We start from the raw sequence: 17,679 nt of genomic DNA, 5'->3' as shown, positions 1-17,679 counted from the left end.
ATAGAGATACATGAGGAGCCCGAGCAGCAGATGAGCCTTGATCACTATGTCGCAGCAAGCGCATCAACAGCATCTAAGAGAGGAGCCAGCTTAACCGCTGGCTTTTTACTGTATGGGTGAATTTGAGCTGATTGAGAAGTACTTCAAGGTCCCCCACGCCCGCAAGGACGTGGTGATGGGCCCAGGGGATGACTGCGCCCTGCTGACCCTGCCCGCCGATACCATGCTGGCGGTGAGCACCGATACCCTGGTGAGCGGCGTGCACTTCTTCCCGGACATGGATCCGGTGGATCTGGGCTACAAGGCGCTGGCGGTCAACCTCTCCGATCTCGCCGCCATGGGGGCCGAGCCGCGCTGGGTCTCCCTGGCACTGACCCTGCCCGCCGTCAACGAGGCCTGGGTCGCGGGCTTTGCGGAAGGGTTCCTCGAGCTCGCCGAATATTACAATGTGGCCCTGGTAGGGGGGGACATGACCCGCGGGCCACTCTCCATCACCGTCTCGGTGAAGGGCTCAGTGCCGACCGGCCGTGCCCTGATGCGCAGCGGCGCCAGGGTGGGGGACGGCATCTATGTCACCGGCACCCTGGGGGATGCGGCCCTGGCGCTCTCCCATCTGCTGGGCAAACGCACCCTCAACGAGAACCAGCTGGCGGCCGTGCTGCCCAGGCTCGATCATCCCCATCCCCGTATCCTGGCCGGTCAGGCCCTGCGCGGGCTGGCAAGCAGCGCGCTGGATCTCTCCGACGGCCTGGCTTCCGATCTCGGTCACATCCTCAAGGCGTCCGGTGTGCGGGCCCAGATAGATCTGGACCTGCTGCCCCTCTCGCCCGTGTTGCAGGACGCCGTGCCCGCACGGGATGCCTGGCAGCTGGCGCTGGCCGGTGGCGATGACTACGAGCTCTGCTTCACTGTGCCACAGGAGCATCACGGTGCCCTGGACACGGCGCTGGCCAACTGTGGCGTCAGGTTCACCCGCATCGGACGCATCCAGGCCGGTGACCCCGGCATCGACTATGTGCAGGATGAGCAGCCGGTCGAGCTTCATCTCAAGGGCTGGGATCACTTCGCATGAGCTTTTTCAAGATAAGGCCCGAGCTGAACAGCCTGAGCCTGAAGAACCCGCTCCACTGCCTGGCGCTGGGCTTTGGTGCCGGTCTCTCCCCCAGGGCGCCGGGCACCATGGGGACCCTGGTGGCCATTCCGCTCTACCTGCTGGTGAGCGGTCTGCCGACCCCCTGGTTCATCGCCCTGCTGGCGGTGGGGTTCGTGGCGGGCATTCGCATCTGCCAAGCGGCCACCGATGCCATCGGCATGCCGGATCACGGTGCCATCGTTTGGGACGAGGTGATAGGCTTCGGCGTCACCATGATAGCGGCGCCCGCCGGCTGGGAGTGGGTGCTGGCCGGCTTCGTGCTGTTCCGGCTGTTCGACGTGCTCAAGCCCTGGCCCATCTCCTGGTTCGATCGCCGTATCCACGGCGGGCTCGGCATCATGCTGGATGATCTCATCGCCGGTCTGTTCGCCCTGCTCTGCATGCAGTTGCTGGCTCGCTGGTAAGGCGGGTCGGCGGTCGCGGCGGGCTATCTCATCGCCGGTCTGTTCGCCCTGTTCTGTATGCAGTTGCTGGCCTGCTGGCCTGCTGGCCTGCTGGTAAGGCGGGGTGGCGGTTGCGGCCGTCATGGCGGGCTTGGCCCTCGATGCCGCGCAGTGTCATCCTCTGCCTGCCCGCTCTTTCCATACAATTAAGCTTCAGGCGCAGTTCCTTGGTGGGACTGCGCCTTTTTGTATGCAATCCCCCCGGCTTGTCCGGTGACGGCGCGCCGGGCTCTGGCAGATCATTCTGAGTTGACCCTATTTATCTCTGCTTAGTTTTCCTTCATCCAGATATGCTGCCGTTAAAAAATCATTTCACATAAATATTCACTACTCATTCGAAGCCGCGTAGTCTGTATTGAATAGTGGATTCGATTGCTTGTTACATCTTTGTTGAAATTTAAATAAGCTAATCTCTCGCATTGCCATCACAATCTCTGTTAATGTGATATTTATCGACATTTTGCGCCAATGGCGAGTGCGTTATCTGCGCAAAGTATTGCGAAATTGTATAACTGGATCATTTACACCCGCGGGCAAACCGACTAACTTACTCGCGGGTTATTCCAAAAAAATGCAAAAAACCCGCCCGGATCGCTGGTTTGGCTGCCTCATGGATTGAGCGTTTATTACACAAGACAAGCTCTCAACATAAGTACCAAGGCACAACCAGCATCTGCGGCTGATTTACGGACGAATTATTTGGGACGGATGTCCCCCGCAGAGGTAACCATGTCCTTGCTCGAAGTGAAAAACTTGCGGATCGAGTACCCCTCCCGCTATGGGGTGCTGGCCGCGGTCAAGGATCTCTCTTTTTCCGTGGAAAAAGGCGAGATCGTCGGTGTGGTCGGTGAATCAGGTGCCGGCAAGTCCACCATAGGCAATGCCGTCATCGATCTGTTGAGCCCGCCCGGTCGCATCGCCCGTGGCGATATCTACCTCAACGGCGAGCTCATCTCCGGCAAGAGCCAGAACGAGATGCGGGCCATCCGTGGCTCCCGTATCGGCTTCATCTTCCAGGATCCCATGACCTCCCTCAATCCGCTGTTCACCGTTGAACAGCAGTTGGTGGAGACCATACTGGCCAATACCGATCTCAATCGCGAGGCCGCCTTTGCCAAGGCGCTCGAGCTGATGGGGGCGGTCGGGATACCGCAGCCGGAAATCCGCATCAAGCAGTACCCGCACCAGTTCTCCGGTGGCATGCGCCAGCGGGTGGTCATCGCCATAGCGCTGTCGGGGGATCCCGAGCTCATCATCGCCGATGAGCCGACCACGGCGCTGGATGTCTCCATTCAGGACCAGATCCTCCAGCTCATCCGCAACCTCTGCAAGGAGCGTCAGGTGGGCTGCATGCTGGTGACCCACGACATGGGCGTGGTCTCCAACGTCACCGACAAGGTGGCTGTCATGTATCGCGGGGACCTGGTGGAGTTCGGCACCACAGAACAGGTGCTGGGTCGCCCCAGCCACCCCTATACCCGCAGCCTCATCTCGGCGGTGCCCCGCTCGGATGTGAAGCTGGTGCGCTTCCCCCTGGTCTCCTACATCGAAGACGCCAGTGCGCCGGATCTCAGCATAGATCTCAAGACCCACTGGCTCGGCCAGAGTCAGGACGAGCGCAGCTATGAAGGTGCCCTGCTGCGGGTGGAGAACGTGGATCTGAAGTTCGTCACCAAGGATTCCATCTTCCCGAGCCGCCGCCAGTACGTGCGCGCCTGCAACAACATCAGCTTCGAGATCTTCGAAGGGGAGACCTTCGGTCTGGTGGGGGAGTCGGGCTCCGGCAAATCCACCATAGCCCGTGCCATCACAGGCCTCTATCCGCCCGATACCGGCAAGATCTTCTTCGAGGGGATCGACCTCACCGCCCTGAAAGGGGAGCATGAGCGCCGCCCGCTGCGCCGCCAGATGCAGATGGTGTTCCAGAACCCTTACTCCTCGATGAACCCGCGCATGAAGGTGCGTGACATCATCGCCGAGCCGATCCGCTTCCACAAACTGGCGAGCAGCGAGAGCCAGATCCAGGGCATAGTGAGCGATCTGCTGGATCACGTCGGCCTCGGCCGCGGGGCAGGGGTCAAGTATCCCCACGAGTTCTCCGGTGGTCAGCGCCAGCGCATCTCCATCGCCCGCGCCCTGGCGACCCGGCCGCGCTTCCTCATCTGCGACGAGCCCACCTCGGCGCTGGATGTCTCGGTGCAGGCCCAGATCCTCAACCTGCTCAAGGATTTGCAGCAGGAGCTTGGGCTGACCATGCTGTTCATCAGCCACGATCTGCCGGTCATCCGCCAGATGTGCGATCGCATCGGCGTGATGCAGCACGGCCACCTGGTGGAGGTCGCGGAGACCGAAAAACTGTTTACCAATGCCGAGCATGAGTACAGCCGCAAGCTGATCTCCCTCATGCCGGAATTTAAGGGAATGTCCCGCGAGGGGCTGGAAATCGCAAGCTAGGAAAGCACCGGTTCGCCGGTTTGTCTGTCAATAAAAAGCCAAAAGCATGGAGAAAGACATGAAGAAAGGATTATCCAAGATCGCCATGGCGCTGTTCGCCGCTGGTCTCGCGTTCAACGTTTCTGCCGCCGACATCAAGGTTGCCGTCGCCTCTGACGCCACCTCGCTGGACCCGCAGGAGCAGCTCTCCGGTCAGACCCTGGAGATGTCTCACCTGGTGTTCGATCCCCTGATGCGTTACACCCAGGATCTGCAATTCGAGCCGCGTCTGGCCGAGAAGTATGAGCGCATCGACGACAAGACCGTCCGTTTCCACCTGCGCAAGGGTGTCAAGTTCCACTCCGGCAACGACTTCACCGCCGATGACGTGGTATGGACAGTCAACCGTCTGAAGGCCTCCCCGGACTTCAAGGCGATCTTCGACCCCATCGCCGAAGCCAAGAAGGTGGATGACTTCACCGTGGATCTCGTCACCGCCAAGCCGTTCCCGCTGGTGCTGCAGACCGTCACCTACATCTTCCCGATGGACTCCAAGTTCTACAGCGGCAAGGATGAAGCCGGCAAGGACAAGGCCGCCATCGTCAAGAACGGCGACTCCTATGCCTCTACCCATGTTTCCGGTACTGGTCCGTTCAGCGTCAAGTTCCGCGAGCAGGGCGTGAAGCTGGAGTATGCCCGCAACGCCAACTACTGGGACAAGGCCTCCAAGGGCAACGTCCAGAACCTGACAGTGGTGCCGATCAAGGAAGACGCGACCCGCGTAGCCGCCCTGCTGGGTGGTGACGTTGACATGATCTACCCGGTTGCCCCGAACGATCTGGAGCGCGTGAAGAACGGCAAGGACTCCCAGCTGGTGACCCTGTCCGGTACCCGCGCCATCATCATCGAGCTGAACCAGAACACCAACCCGGCGCTCAAAGACAAGCGCGTGCGTCAGGCAATCAACTACGCCATCAACCAGGTGGGCATTGTCGACAAGATCAACAAGGGCTTCGGTACCCCCGCTGGCCAGCTGAGCCCGAAAGGCTATGCCGGTTACAACGAGGCGCTCAAGCCCCAGTATGATCTGGCCAAGGCCAAGGAGCTGATGAAGGAAGCCGGTTACGAGAAGGGCTTCAAGATGACCTTCATCTCCCCGGCTGCCCGCTACGTCAATGACGTCAAGATCGCCCAGGCTGTCTCCGCCATGCTGTCCAAGATCAACATCAAGGTGGATCTGAAGACCATGCCGGTTGCCCAGTACTGGCCCGAGTTTGACAAGTGCGCCTCCGACATGCAGTTGATCGGCTGGCACTCCGACACCGAAGACAGTGCGAACTTCTTCGAGTTCCTGACCTTCACCAAGGATGCCAAGACCGGCATGGGTCAGTACAACTGCGGCGGTTATGCCAACGCAGAAGCTGACAAGATGGTGATGGAAGCGAACACCGAAACCGATCCGGCCAAGCGTGCCGCCATCCTGCAGAAGGTGGAAGCCATGCTGATCGACGACGCTGCCTACGTGCCCTTGCACTGGGAAGACCTGGCCTACGGTGCCAAGAAGAACGTCGACATCAAGCCTGTGGTCAACGTGATGAACTTCCCTTACCTGGGTGACCTGGTGGTCAACAAGTAAGTGAAGCGCTAAGGAAGGACCTGGCGGGGCGCCCATGGGTGCCCCGTCATTAACAGAAGCCTGTGCCAAGACACAGGCCACGTAGAAGGACAAGCATGTTTACATTCCTGCTGAAACGGTTCTATCAGGCCGTGATAGTGATGTTCGTCATCAGCCTGGTCGCCTTCTCCATCCAGGACAACCTGGGGGATCCGCTGCGCGAGCTGGTGGGACAATCCGTCTCCGAGTCCGTGCGCCAGGAGCTGCGCGACAAGATGGGCCTCAACGATCCCTTTTTGGTGAAATACAGCCGCTTCTTGCAGAACGCGGTGCAAGGGGATCTGGGCACCTCCTATTTCTTCAAGCGACCGGCCCTCGAGGTGATCCTCGACAAGCTGGTGGCTACCCTTGAGCTGGTGTTTGCTGCCGCGCTCATCATCGTCGTGGTCTCCATTCCGCTGGGGGTTTATTCGGCGATAAGACCGCGCAGTTTCCTGACCAAGCTCATCATGGCGGTGAGCAGCATCGGCATCTCGATCCCGGTCTTCCTGACCGCCATCATGCTGATGTACCTCTTCTCCATCCAGCTGGGCTGGCTGCCGGCCTATGGCCGTGGCGAGACCTACAACCTGCTGGGCTGGGAGTCGGGCTTCTTCACCTGGGACGGTATCAAGCACCTGATCCTGCCTGCGGTGTCCCTCTCCTCCATCATGCTGCCGCTGTTCATCCGGCTGGTACGCTCCGAGATGCTGGAGCAGCTCTCCTCCGAGTACGTGAAGTTCGCCCGTGCCAAGGGGCTGGACAACAACAAGGTCTACTACAGCCACGCGCTCAAGAACACCATGCTGCCGGTCATCACAGTCGGCGGCGTGCAGATCGGCACCATGGTGGCCTACACCATACTGACCGAGAGCGTGTTCCAGTGGCCGGGGACGGGTTTCCTGTTCCTCGAGGCGATCCACAGGGTCGATACCCCGCTGATCACCGCTTACGTCATCTTCGTGGGCCTTATCTTCGTGGTGACCAATACCCTGGTCGACCTGCTCTACGGGTTCATCAACCCGACCGTCAACCTGACCGCCAAGGGGTAACAGATGACTAACGCTGTAACTGCAAGCCCAAGCCGTTGGGCGCGATTCAAGAACTCTGACATCGTCTACTACTTCCTGCGGGACAAGGTAGCCATGTTCAGCTTTGCGGTGTTTGTGGTGTTCGTACTGGCGGCGCTGCTGGCGCCCTGGCTGGCACCGCACAACGTCTATGACCAGACCAGCTTCGATCTGATGGATGCGGAGCTGCCTCCCTCCTGGCTGGAAGGGGGCGAGGCGCGCTTCTGGCTCGGCACCGACAACCAGGGTCGTGACATCTGGAGCACCATCCTCTATGGCGCCCGAATCTCGTTGACCATAGGCCTGTTCGCCGTCGGCCTGCAGCTGGTGCTCGGCATCGTCATCGGCCTCATCGCCGGTTACTTCGGTGGTCGCATCGACAACCTGCTGATGCGCTTTGCCGACGTGCAGCTGTCGTTCTCCACTATGATGGTGGCCATCATCATCTCCGCCATCTTCCAGGCGACCTTTGGCTCCGAGTTCTACTCTAAGTTCGCCATCCTGATGCTGGTGGTGATCATCGGCATCGCCGAGTGGCCCCAGTATGCCCGGACGGTGCGCGCCTCCGTGCTGGCGGAGAAGAAGAAGGAGTACGTGGAAGCGGCCCAGGTGATGGGGTTCCGTGCCCCGCGCATCATGTTCCGCCACATACTGCCGAACTGCCTGTCGCCCATCCTGGTCATCTCCACGGTGCAGGTGGCGAACGCCATCATGAGCGAGGCGGCACTCTCCTTCCTGGGGCTGGGCATGCCGGTGGATCAGCCGTCCCTGGGTTCGCTCATCAGCGTGGGCTTCAACTACATCTTCTCCGGCTCCTGGTGGATCACCGCCTTCCCGGGCATCTGCCTGGTGGTGCTGGTGCTGGTCATCAACCTGCTCGGTGACTGGCTGCGGGATGTGTTTAACCCGAAGATCTACAAGGGGTAAGAAAGGTCAGACACGCAGAAAACAAGAAGGGCGCCATCAGGCGCCCTTCTTTATTGCTCGCGTTTGCCCTTGTCGGGCCTGCCGTTCTGCGTCAAGCCTGCAGCCAGGCCTCTATGCTGGCCTGAATGCCCGTGGCATCTAGCCCCAGCTGGGCATAGATCTCCTCCTGGGTGCCTTGCTCCACGAAGCGATCCGGCAAACCGAGATTCAGCACAGGTTTGCACTGCTTGGCACGCATCAGCAGCTCGTTCACCGCAGAGCCGGCCCCGCCCATGATGGCGTTGTCCTCGAGAGTGACAAACTGATCGTGGGAGGCGACAAGGGAGAGCACCAGCGCCTCGTCCATGGGCTTGACGAAGCGCATGTCCACCAGGGTGGCGTCCAGCGCCTCGGCGGCGGCCTTGGCTTGATGCAGCAGGGTACCAAACGCCAATATGGCGGTGCCCTTGCCTTCACGAATGACGCGACCCTTGCCGAGTGCCAGCGCTGTCATCTCGCTCTGGATCTCGGTGCCGCAGCCGCTGCCACGGGGATAACGCACTGCCGCGGGCTGGTTGCACTGATAGCCGGTGTAGAGCATCTGGCGGCACTCGTTCTCGTCGGACGGCGTCATCACCACCATGTTCGGCACTGTGCGCAGGAAGCTGATGTCGAACGCCCCCTGATGGGTAGGGCCGTCGGCACCTACCAGACCGGCGCGGTCTATGGCGAACAGCACCGGCAGGTTCTGCAGCGCCACGTCGTGGATCAGCTGGTCATAAGCCCGTTGCAGGAAGCTTGAATAGATGGCAACCACGGGTTTCTTGTCGGCGATGGCAAGGCCGGCGGCGAAGGTGACCGCATGCTGCTCGGCGATGGCCACGTCGAAGTAGCGATCCGGATACTGCTGGCTGAACTTGACCAGGCCCGAGCCCTCGCGCATGGCGGGGGTGATGCCGACCAGACGCTCGTCCTTGGCGGCCATGTCGCACAGCCACTGGCCGAAGATGGCGGAGAAGGTCGGCTTGCCGCCGGCACTCTTGGGCAGGGCGCACTCGTCCGGGTTGAACTTGGGCACGGCGTGGTAACCGATGGGGTCTTTCTCGGCGGGCTCGTAGCCCTTGCCCTTCTTGGTCTTGACGTGCAGCAGCTGGGGACCCTTGAGGTTGCGCATGTTGCGCAGGGTCTCGACCAGAGCGTGGATGTCGTGGCCGTCGATGGGGCCTATGTAGTTGAAGCCGAACTCCTCGAACAGGGTGCCGGGAACCACCATGCCCTTGAGGTGCTCCTCGGCCCGCTTGGCCAGCTCCTTGACCGGCGGCAGCCCCGCTAGCACCTTCTTGCCGCCTTCGCGGATGGTGGTGTAGAGCTTGCCGGACATCAGCCTGGCTAGGTGGTTGTTGAGCGCCCCGACATTTTCGGAGATGGACATCTCGTTGTCATTGAGCACCACCAGCATGTCCTTGTGGACATCCCCAGCGTGGTTGAGGGCCTCGAAGGCCATGCCCGCCGTGATGGCGCCGTCACCTATGACGGCCACCACCTTGCGGCCCAGCCCCTCGCTCTCGGCGGCAACCGCCATGCCGAGGGCGGCACCTATGGAGGTGCTGGAGTGGCCCACGCTGAGCACGTCGTACTCGCTCTCTTCCCGCCAGGGGAAGGGGTGCAGGCCATCTTTCTGGCGAATGGTATGAATGCGCTCGCGCCGACCGGTCAGGATTTTGTGGGGATAGGCCTGATGGCCCACGTCCCACACCAAGCGATCGAAGGGGGTGTTGTAGACGTAATGCAGCGCCACCGTCAGCTCGACGGTGCCAAGGCCGGAGGCGAAGTGGCCGCTGGAGCGGCTCACCGAGCGCAGCAGATACTCGCGCAGCTCTTCGCACAGAATAGGCAGCCGCTCTTTGGGCAGGGATCGCAACTCGACCGGCGTATCCGCGAGGGCCAGGTTGGGGAAATCGCTAATATCAACGCTCATATTGTTACTGTTATCCAGCGTTTAGTGGGTTCGCTCGATGATGTAATCGGCAAACGCTTCCAGAATGTCGGTATTGTAGGGCAAGGATTGCAGGGCTGTTAAGGCCTTGTCATGCAGTTCGCGAGCCAGCTCACGGGCAGGGTCGAGACCGAGCAGGGCCGGATAGGTGCTCTTCTCCTGCGCCAGATCCGAACCTTGCGGCTTGCCGAGGGTCGCGGTGTCGCCCGTGATGTCGAGAATGTCATCCTGCACCTGGAAGGCGAGCCCGATGGCGGCGGCATAGGTTTGCAGCGCGGCCAGGGTGGCTGGCGCCACGTCGGCCTTGCACAGGGCCCCCAGGGTGACGGCGCACTCGATGAGGGCTCCCGTCTTGTGGCGGTGCACCTGCTCCAGCTCGGCCAGGCTGATGCGGCGGCCTTCGGCCTCCAGATCCAGCGCCTGACCGCCGCACATGCCGAGATAACCGGAGGCACGGGCCAGGGCGCTCAGCATACGTACCCGGTTGGCCAGCAGCTCGTCGGGGAGGGGATGATCCGCCAGTATGGAGAATGCCAGGGTCTGCAGGGCATCACCGGCCAGGATGGCAGTACCTTCATCGAATGCCTTGTGCACTGTCGGTTGGCCGCGGCGCAGATCGTCGTTGTCCATGGCGGGCAGATCGTCGTGCAGCAGGGAGTAGGCGTGAATGCACTCCACCGCGGCGGCGGGGCCGTCGAGCCGCTCGCTTGGAACCCCCAGCATCTCGCCCACGGCGTAGACCAGGAAGGGGCGTACCCGTTTGCCGCCGAGCAGCAGGCCGTATTTCATCGCGTCCCGCAGGCGCGGCGCCATGGCGGGCAGAGCCTCAAGCTGTGCCGAGAGGCAGTCGTCGATGCGGCGCCGGTGCAGGCGGGAGAAATCGTCCAGGGTCACTCACTCCTCTCCTTGCTCTGATCGAAAGGGGACCGCCTGTTCGCTGCCGTCGGCCTGGGTCAGGAGGATCTGGATCTTCTGCTCGGCTTGCTCCAGCTTCTGCTGGCCGGCCCGCACCAGATGGATGCCCTGTTCGAATTGTTTGAGTGCTTCCTCGAGGGGGAGCGACCCCTGTTCGAGTTGATGCACTATGGTTTCCAGCTCTTCCAGGGTGGCATCAAAACTCAGACGGTCGATTTTTTTACTGGCCATGTCCATCCTCGGGGATTGAAAAAAACGGCTCATCTTAACATCGACCGGGCACAGGAGGGAGGCAGAAAAGTGTGCCGCCCTCAAACTATCCTGACCGCGGCCGATAACAGGGGGCTGGCATCCATCTATTGCCGACCTGTTATGAAGGCGTGCCGGGCTTGCTGCCCGAGGCGCAATAGCAGAAAATTCAACGCAATATAAATAAATGGCAAGTTCGGCGACAGGAGTAGGGATGTGGATTTAGGCAGTCTGATAGGCATAGTGCTGGGATTTGGGGTCGTGGTGTACGGCATGCTGCTGGGGGGCCCCATGAACATGTATGTGGATATGCCCTCGGTCTATATCACCATACTGGGCTCCCTCTTCATCTGCATGATGAAGTTCAACCTCAGCCAGTTCCTGATGGCGTTCAAGGTCGCGGGCAAGGCCTTCATGTACAAGGGCGACAAGCTCGATGACCTGATTGCCAAGGCGGTAGAGCTGGCGGACGCGGCCCGCAAGGGGGGCTTTCTGGCGCTGGAAGCGGCGGAGATCCCCAATGCCTTCATGAAGAAGGGCATCGACATGCTGGTGGACGGCCATGATGCCGATGTGGTGCGCGCCGTGATGGAAAAAGACATAGAGCTGACCTCGGAGCGCCACGTCATCGCCATCAAGGTGTTTCGCTCCCTGGGGGATCTCGGCCCCGCCATGGGGATGATAGGTACGCTAGTGGGGCTGGTGGCCATGCTGGCGAACATGAGTGATCCCAAGTCCATAGGCCCGGCCATGGCGGTGGCCTTGCTGACCACACTTTACGGGGCGATCGAAGCCAACATGGTGGCCATTCCCATCGCCGACAAGCTGGAGCTGCGCAGCGGCGAGGAGCAACTGAGCCGCACCCTGATCCTTGACGCCATCATGGGCATCCAGGACGGCCAGAACCCTCGCGTGATCCAGGCCATGCTGCAGAACTACCTCAACCAGTCCAAACGCAACAACGGGCTCGACTAGGAGGCCCCATGGCAAAGTGCAAGTGTCCGCCTCCCGGCTTGCCGGGCTACATGGGTACCTTCGCCGATCTCATGTCCCTGTTGATGTGCTTCTTCGTGCTGCTGCTCTCCTTTGCGGAGATGGATGTGCAGAAGTTCAAGCAGATCGCCGGCTCCATGGAGAAGGCGTTCGGGGTGCAGAACATCCTGGAGGTGAAGGATATTCCCAAGGGGACCTCGGTCATCGCTCAGGAGTTTCGCCCTGGCCGGCCCGAGCCGACCCCCATCGACACCATCATGCAGCAGACCATAGACATGACCCAGACCGAGCTGGATTTTCAGCCCGGGGATGCGGATCAGGCGGGGGGGCATGACAAGACCGAGGGTCAGCAGAGCGGTGGCGACACCGCCCAGCAGGCCCAGAAAGCGCAGGCGCAGTCCAACGAACTGGCCAAGGCGCTGGCCGAGCAGATGCAGGCCCAGATCCAGGACGGGGCCATAGAGATAGAGGCGCTGGGTCAGCAGATCATCATTCGCATCCGCGAGAAGGCGGCGTTCCCGGCGGGTTCCGCCTTCCTGCAGCCACAGTTCTGGCCGGTGATCCGTAAAGTGGCGACCCTGCTCAAGGATGTGCCCGGGGAGATCACCGTCTCCGGTCACACCGATGACGTCGCCACCGAAGACGAGCTGTTCCAGTCCAACTGGGAGCTTTCGTCCCAGCGGGCGGTGGCGGTGGCCCACCAGATGATCAAGGTGCCCGGCTTTGACGGCAACCGTCTGGTGGTGCAGGGAATGGCGGACTCCCAGCCGTTGGTGCCGAACAACAGCCCAGAGAACAGGCGCATGAACCGGCGGGTGGAGATCGCCATCATGCAGGGCAAACCGACGGTATCTGCCCCTATCGGGGTGGCTGATCCCAAGTAGCTTTCGCCAGTCTGCACCATCCCGCTCGCAGCGGTTGTCTCCGATAACCGCTGCTTCTCTTTTTCTGTTGAGTCGGAGTTGCCTAGCATAGGGCCTCCGCTCGCCGCATGTTCAGGCAAATCGGGTGAGAACAGTGGCCGATTGAACCGCGCCTCTGCGGTTTGCCCGCCTATCAGTCACTCCCAATGCGCTGCCGATGATGCGGCAACGCTCCCCCATCTATCCCCTGATCTCATGCCGCTCCCCCGTGGCCTTGTCGACCTCCGGCGTTATGTACGATGCCGTACAGAACTGCGCGCTGCCCCGTGTTACATCTTCGTCACGGCGAATGGATAGCACCCGGGCTGCCGGACGTGCGTTTTTTCAGCCCTCCAGGAAGGAACCACCATGAACCATATCTTCAGTGCCAGCTTGCTCCTCACCGGACTGCTGTTGCTCCCGTTAGCCAGCCGCGGCGCCGGGCTCACCGACGACACCGATGCCGCGCAGTCGATGCCATCTGAATCGACGACCATGGAGTCCTCGACGCTGGAATATGTCGAGGACTCGGTCATCACCACCAAGATCAAGGCGGGGCTTGCGGCCGAGCAGATGTCCAGCCTGGTCAATATCCATGTCGATACCGATGATGCCGGGGAGGTCACCCTGAGTGGCGGCGCGGTGGATCAGGCGGCGCTGGACAAGGCCGTGGCGATTGCCATGGGCGTCGAGGGGGTGACCTCTGTCAAGAATGACATCAAGGTCGAGACCGACCGCTAGGCAAACACCCGACGACCTCTCATGGCAAGGCGTCATGGTGTGCAGGGGAACCCTTGACCCTGCGGATCCGGCACGCTGCCTGTGTGGCTACCGCCATCGGTCGATGGGGGTCCTTAGGCAGGTCGCCCGTTCGGGGTTGCCACTCTGTTGTCAGGGTGGCCAGCCTTGAAGCCGACCACCACACCGGCGGCCATGAGCCGGGCGACGCCACAGGCGCTGGTGCTGTCGGGATCCTGGACTGCGCTCGGTATGGGCAGGCTGACAAGCGAGCTCGACTCCCTTGCCGTCCCGGCTGGAGAGCATTGGGCCATCGACGCCTCTGGTATCGAGGCCCTCGATACGGCCGGGGCCTGGATCCTGCAGACACTGCTGCGCCGGCTGCGTGATGGTGCGGCTGGCGTCGAATTGCACCAACTGCGCCCGGAGTTCGCCAGGCTGTTCGATGCCCTGGCTCAGGAGGCCGCTCCGGGGCCCACATTTCTACCCCGGCCTCTGTCCCGCCTGGAAAGCCTGGGCCACGGCACGGCGACTCTGCTGGCACAAGGCTGCGCCCTGCTCGCCTTCATCGGCGAGTGCACCTTCGCCTTGGGTGGCTGGCTGGCCCATCCGACACGGATTCGCTGGCGCCCAATTCTTTACAACATCCGCAGCGCAGGTGTCGATGCCCTGCCCATCGTCGGTTTGCTCTCCTTTCTGCTCGGCATCGTCGTCGCCTATCAGGGGGCCGCGCAGCTGCGCCTCTATGGCGCCAACATCTTTGTCGTCGATCTGGTCGCGCTCTCGATGCTGCGAGAGTTTGCACCGCTGATCACCGCCATCATAGTCGCCGGCCGCTCCGGTTCCGCCTACGCGGCGCAGATCGGCACCATGGCGGTGACCGAGGAGATAGACGCCATGCGTACCATAGGCATTGGACCACTCGACATGCTGGTGCTGCCCAAGGCGCTCGCTCTCCTGATCGCTCTCCCCCTGCTCACCCTCTTCGCCGATCTCTTCGGCGTCCTGGGGGGCATGCTGATGGCGCACATCCAGCTGGACGTCGGCACGGCCGAATTCCTCGATCGCTTCGTCAAGACGGTGAGCGTCACGGATCTGCTGATCGGCATCGGCAAGGCGCCGGTATTTGCCGCCATCATAGTGACCGTTGGCTGCTTCCAGGGGTTTCAAACCAAGGGAGGTGCCGACAGCGTCGGACGGCAGACGACGCGTAGCGTCGTCCACTCCATCTTTATGGTGATAGTGGCCGATGCGCTCTTCTCGGTTGCATTCAGCGCCCTGGATCTCTGAGATGAAGGCGCCAGATGGCATTGTCACTCCGGCCATCATCATCAGCCAGCTGATGACGCGCTTTGGCGAGCATGTGGTCCATGACGGGATCGATCTGGTCGTCAACCACGGCGAGATCTTCGCGCTGATCGGCGGCTCAGGATCGGGCAAGTCGACCTTGCTTCGGGAGATCATCCTGCTTCAGCAACCCGAGTCGGGCTCGATCCGGGTGCTTGGGGTCGATCTCGCCAACATCGGAGACGCCGACGCCCTTGCCCTGCGCCAGCGCTGGGGCGTCATGTTTCAGAGTGGCGGCTTGTTCGGCTCCCTGACCGCCAGGGAAAACGTGGGTCTGCCGCTGAGTGAGCACACCGAACTCGCACAAGGGCTGATCGACGACATCGCCGACCGCAAGCTGGCGATGAGCGGCCTGGAGCCGGTCGTGGGGGATCAGTACCCGGCCGAGCTGAGCGGCGGCATGTTAAAGCGCGTCTCGCTGGCTCGTGCCCTGGCCCTCGATCCCGAACTGCTCTTTCTCGATGAGCCGACCGCAGGTCTGGACCCCGAAAGCGCTGGCGAGATAGACAGCCTGATCCGCAAGTTACGCGATCTGTTCGGCCTGACCATAGTCCTTATCACCCACGATCTCGATCTGCTGTGGCAGGTGGCCGACCGCGTCGCCGTGCTCGGCGACGGCAAGGTGCAGGGGATAGGGTCGATGACAACGCTGGCAGAGATGGATCTGCCGGCAATCCGGCCATTCTTCGAGGGCCCGCGAGGGCGGGCCGCCGAGCAACGCAGCGAGGGGACATGATGGAAACCAAGGTCAGTTACGCCCTGGTAGGGGGTTTTGTCGTCATCCTCGGCACCCTGCTGGTGGCCGTCATCCTCTGGCTCGCCTCGGGAGGGGCTTTCCAGAAGGCATACGATCTCTATCTGGCGATCTCGGAGGAGTCGGTCGCCGGCCTCAATCTCAATGCACCGGTCAAATACAACGGTGTCGATGTCGGCAGGGTCAGGCAGATACGGCTCGATCCGGCCAATCCCGAGCAGGTAAATCTGCTGTTCGCCATCGAGCGAGGCACGCCGATCAGGCAGGACACTGTGGCCGTGCTCAAGACACAGGGCCTGACGGGCATCGCCTATGTCGAGCTGAGCGGCGGGGCCAGCGACATGCCCCTGTTGCAGGCCACCCCTAGCTATCAGTATCCGGTGATCCGCACCCATCCCTCTCTTGCAGCTCGCCTCGAGAACGTCCTCACCAGCGTGCTGGCCAAGCTGGACAGTACCTCGAACAGCCTCAACGCCCTGCTCGGTCCGGAGAATCAGGCCGCCTTCCAGAGCACCCTGACCGACATTGCCCGGGTGGCGCATACCCTGGCCGAGCGCAACGAGAGCATAGATGCCGGCCTGAAGGATGCGGCCAGGGTGATGAAAAACAGCGCAAGCGCGAGCCACGAGCTCGCCCCCCTGATCGCGCGTATCGGGCGGGCGGCGGATGCCGTCGAGAAGATGGGCAATGAGATCGCCGGCACCAGTGCCAGCGCAGGCAAGACCCTCAACGCGGTCGGCAGCGACATCAACCGCTTCACGGCGGAGACCCTGCCCCAGCTGGAACGCCTGCTCGGCGAGCTCAGCGTGTTGACGACCTCGCTGCGCCGTCTCAGCGAGCAGACCGAACGCAACCCCTCCGGGCTCCTGTTCGGCCGCAAGCCGGTGCCGGATGGCCCGGGAGAATCATCCGAAGGAGGGAAACAGCCATGATCCGCCAGCCAGCACCTCCCTTCATCCGGCTCGCCGTCGCCGCGCTGTTGCTGCTCCTGCCCGCTGCCTGCAGCATGTTCGATGCGGCCAAGGTGCCGCCACCGGCCTTCTATTCGCTCTCCGGGGTGGGCGCATCCCCCCCGACCAAGGCCGCAGCGGCCAGACTGGGCGCCGCGCCTACGCTGATCGTCAACCCGCCTCGGGCCGCCCCCGGTTTCGACAGCCAGCGGATCATCTATGTTCGCGAGCCCTATCAGCTGGAGTATTTCGCGCACAGTGAATGGATCGATACGCCCGCCCGGATGATAGCCCCGGGCATAGTCGCCGCGCTTGAGGGCACGGGGGCCTTTCGCGCCGTCGTCCTGGCTCCCAGTGCGGCTGCGGGGGATCTGCGCCTCGATGTCGAAATCATCCGCCTGCAGCAGGAGTTCGACAGATCACCCAGCCGTACCCGCTTCACGCTGCGGGCCTACCTGGTGGACAGCGACAGCCGCCAGGTGCTGGCCTGGCGCGAATTCGACGAGACAGTGCCAGCAGCGCAGGCCAATCCCTACGGCGGCGTGATGGCGGCCAATAGTGCCGTTCAGCAGGTCGTGCAGCGCCTGGCCAGCTTCTGTGCCGGCGCCACGGGCAACTGGCGCCCCTCACCCGGGGCGCGCCGCTGAACCGCAGACATGGCAGAGAAAAGGGGGCTGGCACAGGCCGGGGAGCTGCAGGCGCTCTTGGTTCTGACATCTGGATGGGGCTTCATCTTGATGCCTGAGGCTCAGCCTCTCCTGTCGGCGGGTTGTGTCGCCTCGGGGCCTTGCCGGCGGTAGCCGGGGGAGGGGATCGAGCAAGTGGAGCTCTGATTTAACGCAGCATCAGCGAGCCATTGGTCAGGTGCCGGGCCCGTGCTCTATGTGGGTCAACGTACAGACCCCCTGTTGTGTGCGGCTTATTCTCACGATGGCTGGTGCGGGATCCCATTCTCGGTGCTCGCACCCTCATCCAACTGACTATCAGGAGTTCATCATGAACAAGGACCAACTCAAGGGTCGTACTGAAGAGACCAAAGGCAAGGACGATAAGGAATCAAAGGGGGCGATTCCAGTGTCCGCCGGCAAACACCAGGCAGCCCCCGACGATAGAAAAGAAGAGCGCAGGGACGCCAGAAAGGGGAAATAAAACGTCACCGCGTTGGTGAGCGTTCTG

Annotated in this window: 17 protein-coding genes; 14 read left to right on the top strand and 3 right to left on the bottom strand. The window is 61.9% G+C overall.

Annotation, left to right across the window (positions count from 1 at the left end):
• Window positions 1–112 precede the first annotated feature (112 nt).
• From thiL to ACFWHB_RS16385, 6 genes are all read left to right on the top strand, one after another.
• Window positions 113–1,072, top strand: a complete 960-nt coding sequence (gene thiL / locus ACFWHB_RS16410) for a thiamine-phosphate kinase (RefSeq protein ID WP_111910394.1) — start codon at window positions 113–115, stop codon at window positions 1,070–1,072.
• A complete protein-coding gene (locus tag ACFWHB_RS16405; protein ID WP_163136398.1) occupies window positions 1,069–1,557 on the top strand; it encodes a phosphatidylglycerophosphatase A family protein in 489 nt (162 codons plus the stop codon). Before thiL ends, ACFWHB_RS16405 begins: the two co-directional genes overlap by 4 nt.
• Before the next feature lie 768 nt (window positions 1,558–2,325).
• Window positions 2,326–4,050: a dipeptide ABC transporter ATP-binding protein gene (locus ACFWHB_RS16400; protein WP_111910392.1), complete on the top strand. Its 1,725-nt coding sequence runs from the start codon at window positions 2,326–2,328 to the stop codon at window positions 4,048–4,050.
• Window positions 4,051–4,108: 58 nt separating this feature from the next.
• Window positions 4,109–5,665 (top strand): ABC transporter substrate-binding protein, encoded by a 1,557-nt coding sequence (locus ACFWHB_RS16395; RefSeq protein ID WP_106887629.1) that lies wholly within the window; start codon window positions 4,109–4,111, stop codon window positions 5,663–5,665.
• A 95-nt stretch (window positions 5,666–5,760) separates the two neighbouring features.
• Window positions 5,761–6,735 carry an ABC transporter permease gene (locus ACFWHB_RS16390; protein ID WP_106887628.1) on the top strand — a complete coding sequence of 325 codons (975 nt, stop codon included), beginning with the start codon at window positions 5,761–5,763 and terminating at the stop codon, window positions 6,733–6,735.
• 3 nt (window positions 6,736–6,738) lie between these two features.
• On the top strand, window positions 6,739–7,680 hold the full coding sequence (locus tag ACFWHB_RS16385) for an ABC transporter permease (RefSeq protein WP_025326038.1): 942 nt from the start codon (window positions 6,739–6,741) through the stop codon (window positions 7,678–7,680).
• A gap of 91 nt (window positions 7,681–7,771) precedes the next feature.
• Here the strand turns inward: ACFWHB_RS16385 and dxs are convergent, their stop codons facing one another.
• From dxs to xseB, 3 genes are read right to left on the bottom strand one after another with little or no spacing between them, the layout of a single operon-like run.
• Complete coding sequence (gene dxs / locus ACFWHB_RS16380) at window positions 7,772–9,637, bottom strand: 1-deoxy-D-xylulose-5-phosphate synthase (RefSeq protein ID WP_395948862.1); 1,866 nt, start codon at window positions 9,635–9,637, stop codon at window positions 7,772–7,774.
• Window positions 9,638–9,658: 21 nt separating this feature from the next.
• Window positions 9,659–10,549, bottom strand: a complete 891-nt coding sequence (gene ispA, locus ACFWHB_RS16375; protein WP_106887626.1) for a (2E,6E)-farnesyl diphosphate synthase — start codon at window positions 10,547–10,549, stop codon at window positions 9,659–9,661.
• The gene (xseB, locus tag ACFWHB_RS16370) at window positions 10,550–10,801 is read right to left on the bottom strand and encodes an exodeoxyribonuclease VII small subunit (protein WP_025326041.1); all 252 of its coding nucleotides are present in this window, start codon (window positions 10,799–10,801) and stop codon (window positions 10,550–10,552) included.
• 234 nt (window positions 10,802–11,035) lie between these two features.
• Here xseB and pomA point away from each other — a divergent pair, with 234 nt between their 5' ends.
• The 8 genes from pomA (at window position 11,036) to ACFWHB_RS16330 (ending at window position 17,652) form a co-directional block, all read left to right on the top strand.
• Window positions 11,036–11,794, top strand: a complete 759-nt coding sequence (pomA, locus tag ACFWHB_RS16365; RefSeq protein ID WP_106887625.1) for a flagellar motor protein PomA — start codon at window positions 11,036–11,038, stop codon at window positions 11,792–11,794.
• An 8-nt stretch (window positions 11,795–11,802) separates the two neighbouring features.
• Window positions 11,803–12,696, top strand: a complete 894-nt coding sequence (locus ACFWHB_RS16360) for a flagellar motor protein MotB (RefSeq protein ID WP_025326043.1) — start codon at window positions 11,803–11,805, stop codon at window positions 12,694–12,696.
• Window positions 12,697–13,083: 387 nt separating this feature from the next.
• The gene (locus ACFWHB_RS16355; RefSeq protein ID WP_395948861.1) at window positions 13,084–13,455 is read left to right on the top strand and encodes a BON domain-containing protein; all 372 of its coding nucleotides are present in this window, start codon (window positions 13,084–13,086) and stop codon (window positions 13,453–13,455) included.
• A gap of 165 nt (window positions 13,456–13,620) precedes the next feature.
• Entirely contained in the window at window positions 13,621–14,742 is a 1,122-nt protein-coding gene (locus tag ACFWHB_RS16350) for an ABC transporter permease (protein ID WP_395948860.1), read from the top strand.
• Between the two features lies 1 nt (window position 14,743).
• A complete protein-coding gene (locus tag ACFWHB_RS16345) occupies window positions 14,744–15,535 on the top strand; it encodes an ABC transporter ATP-binding protein (RefSeq protein WP_395948859.1) in 792 nt (263 codons plus the stop codon).
• Window positions 15,532–16,485 (top strand): MlaD family protein, encoded by a 954-nt coding sequence (locus ACFWHB_RS16340; protein WP_289984936.1) that lies wholly within the window; start codon window positions 15,532–15,534, stop codon window positions 16,483–16,485. The genes ACFWHB_RS16345 and ACFWHB_RS16340 overlap by 4 nt, the downstream gene beginning before the upstream one ends.
• Window positions 16,482–17,150 (top strand): ABC-type transport auxiliary lipoprotein family protein, encoded by a 669-nt coding sequence (locus ACFWHB_RS16335; protein WP_395948858.1) that lies wholly within the window; start codon window positions 16,482–16,484, stop codon window positions 17,148–17,150. Before ACFWHB_RS16340 ends, ACFWHB_RS16335 begins: the two co-directional genes overlap by 4 nt.
• Before the next feature lie 349 nt (window positions 17,151–17,499).
• Window positions 17,500–17,652, top strand: a complete 153-nt coding sequence (locus ACFWHB_RS16330) for a hypothetical protein (RefSeq protein ID WP_163154255.1) — start codon at window positions 17,500–17,502, stop codon at window positions 17,650–17,652.
• Window positions 17,653–17,679: the final 27 nt, after the last annotated feature.

The organism is Aeromonas mytilicola subsp. aquatica (assembly GCF_044336385.1).
Taxonomy (GTDB): Bacteria; Pseudomonadota; Gammaproteobacteria; order Enterobacterales; family Aeromonadaceae; genus Aeromonas; species Aeromonas rivipollensis.
This window is presented reverse-complemented; position numbering and strand designations above follow the sequence as displayed.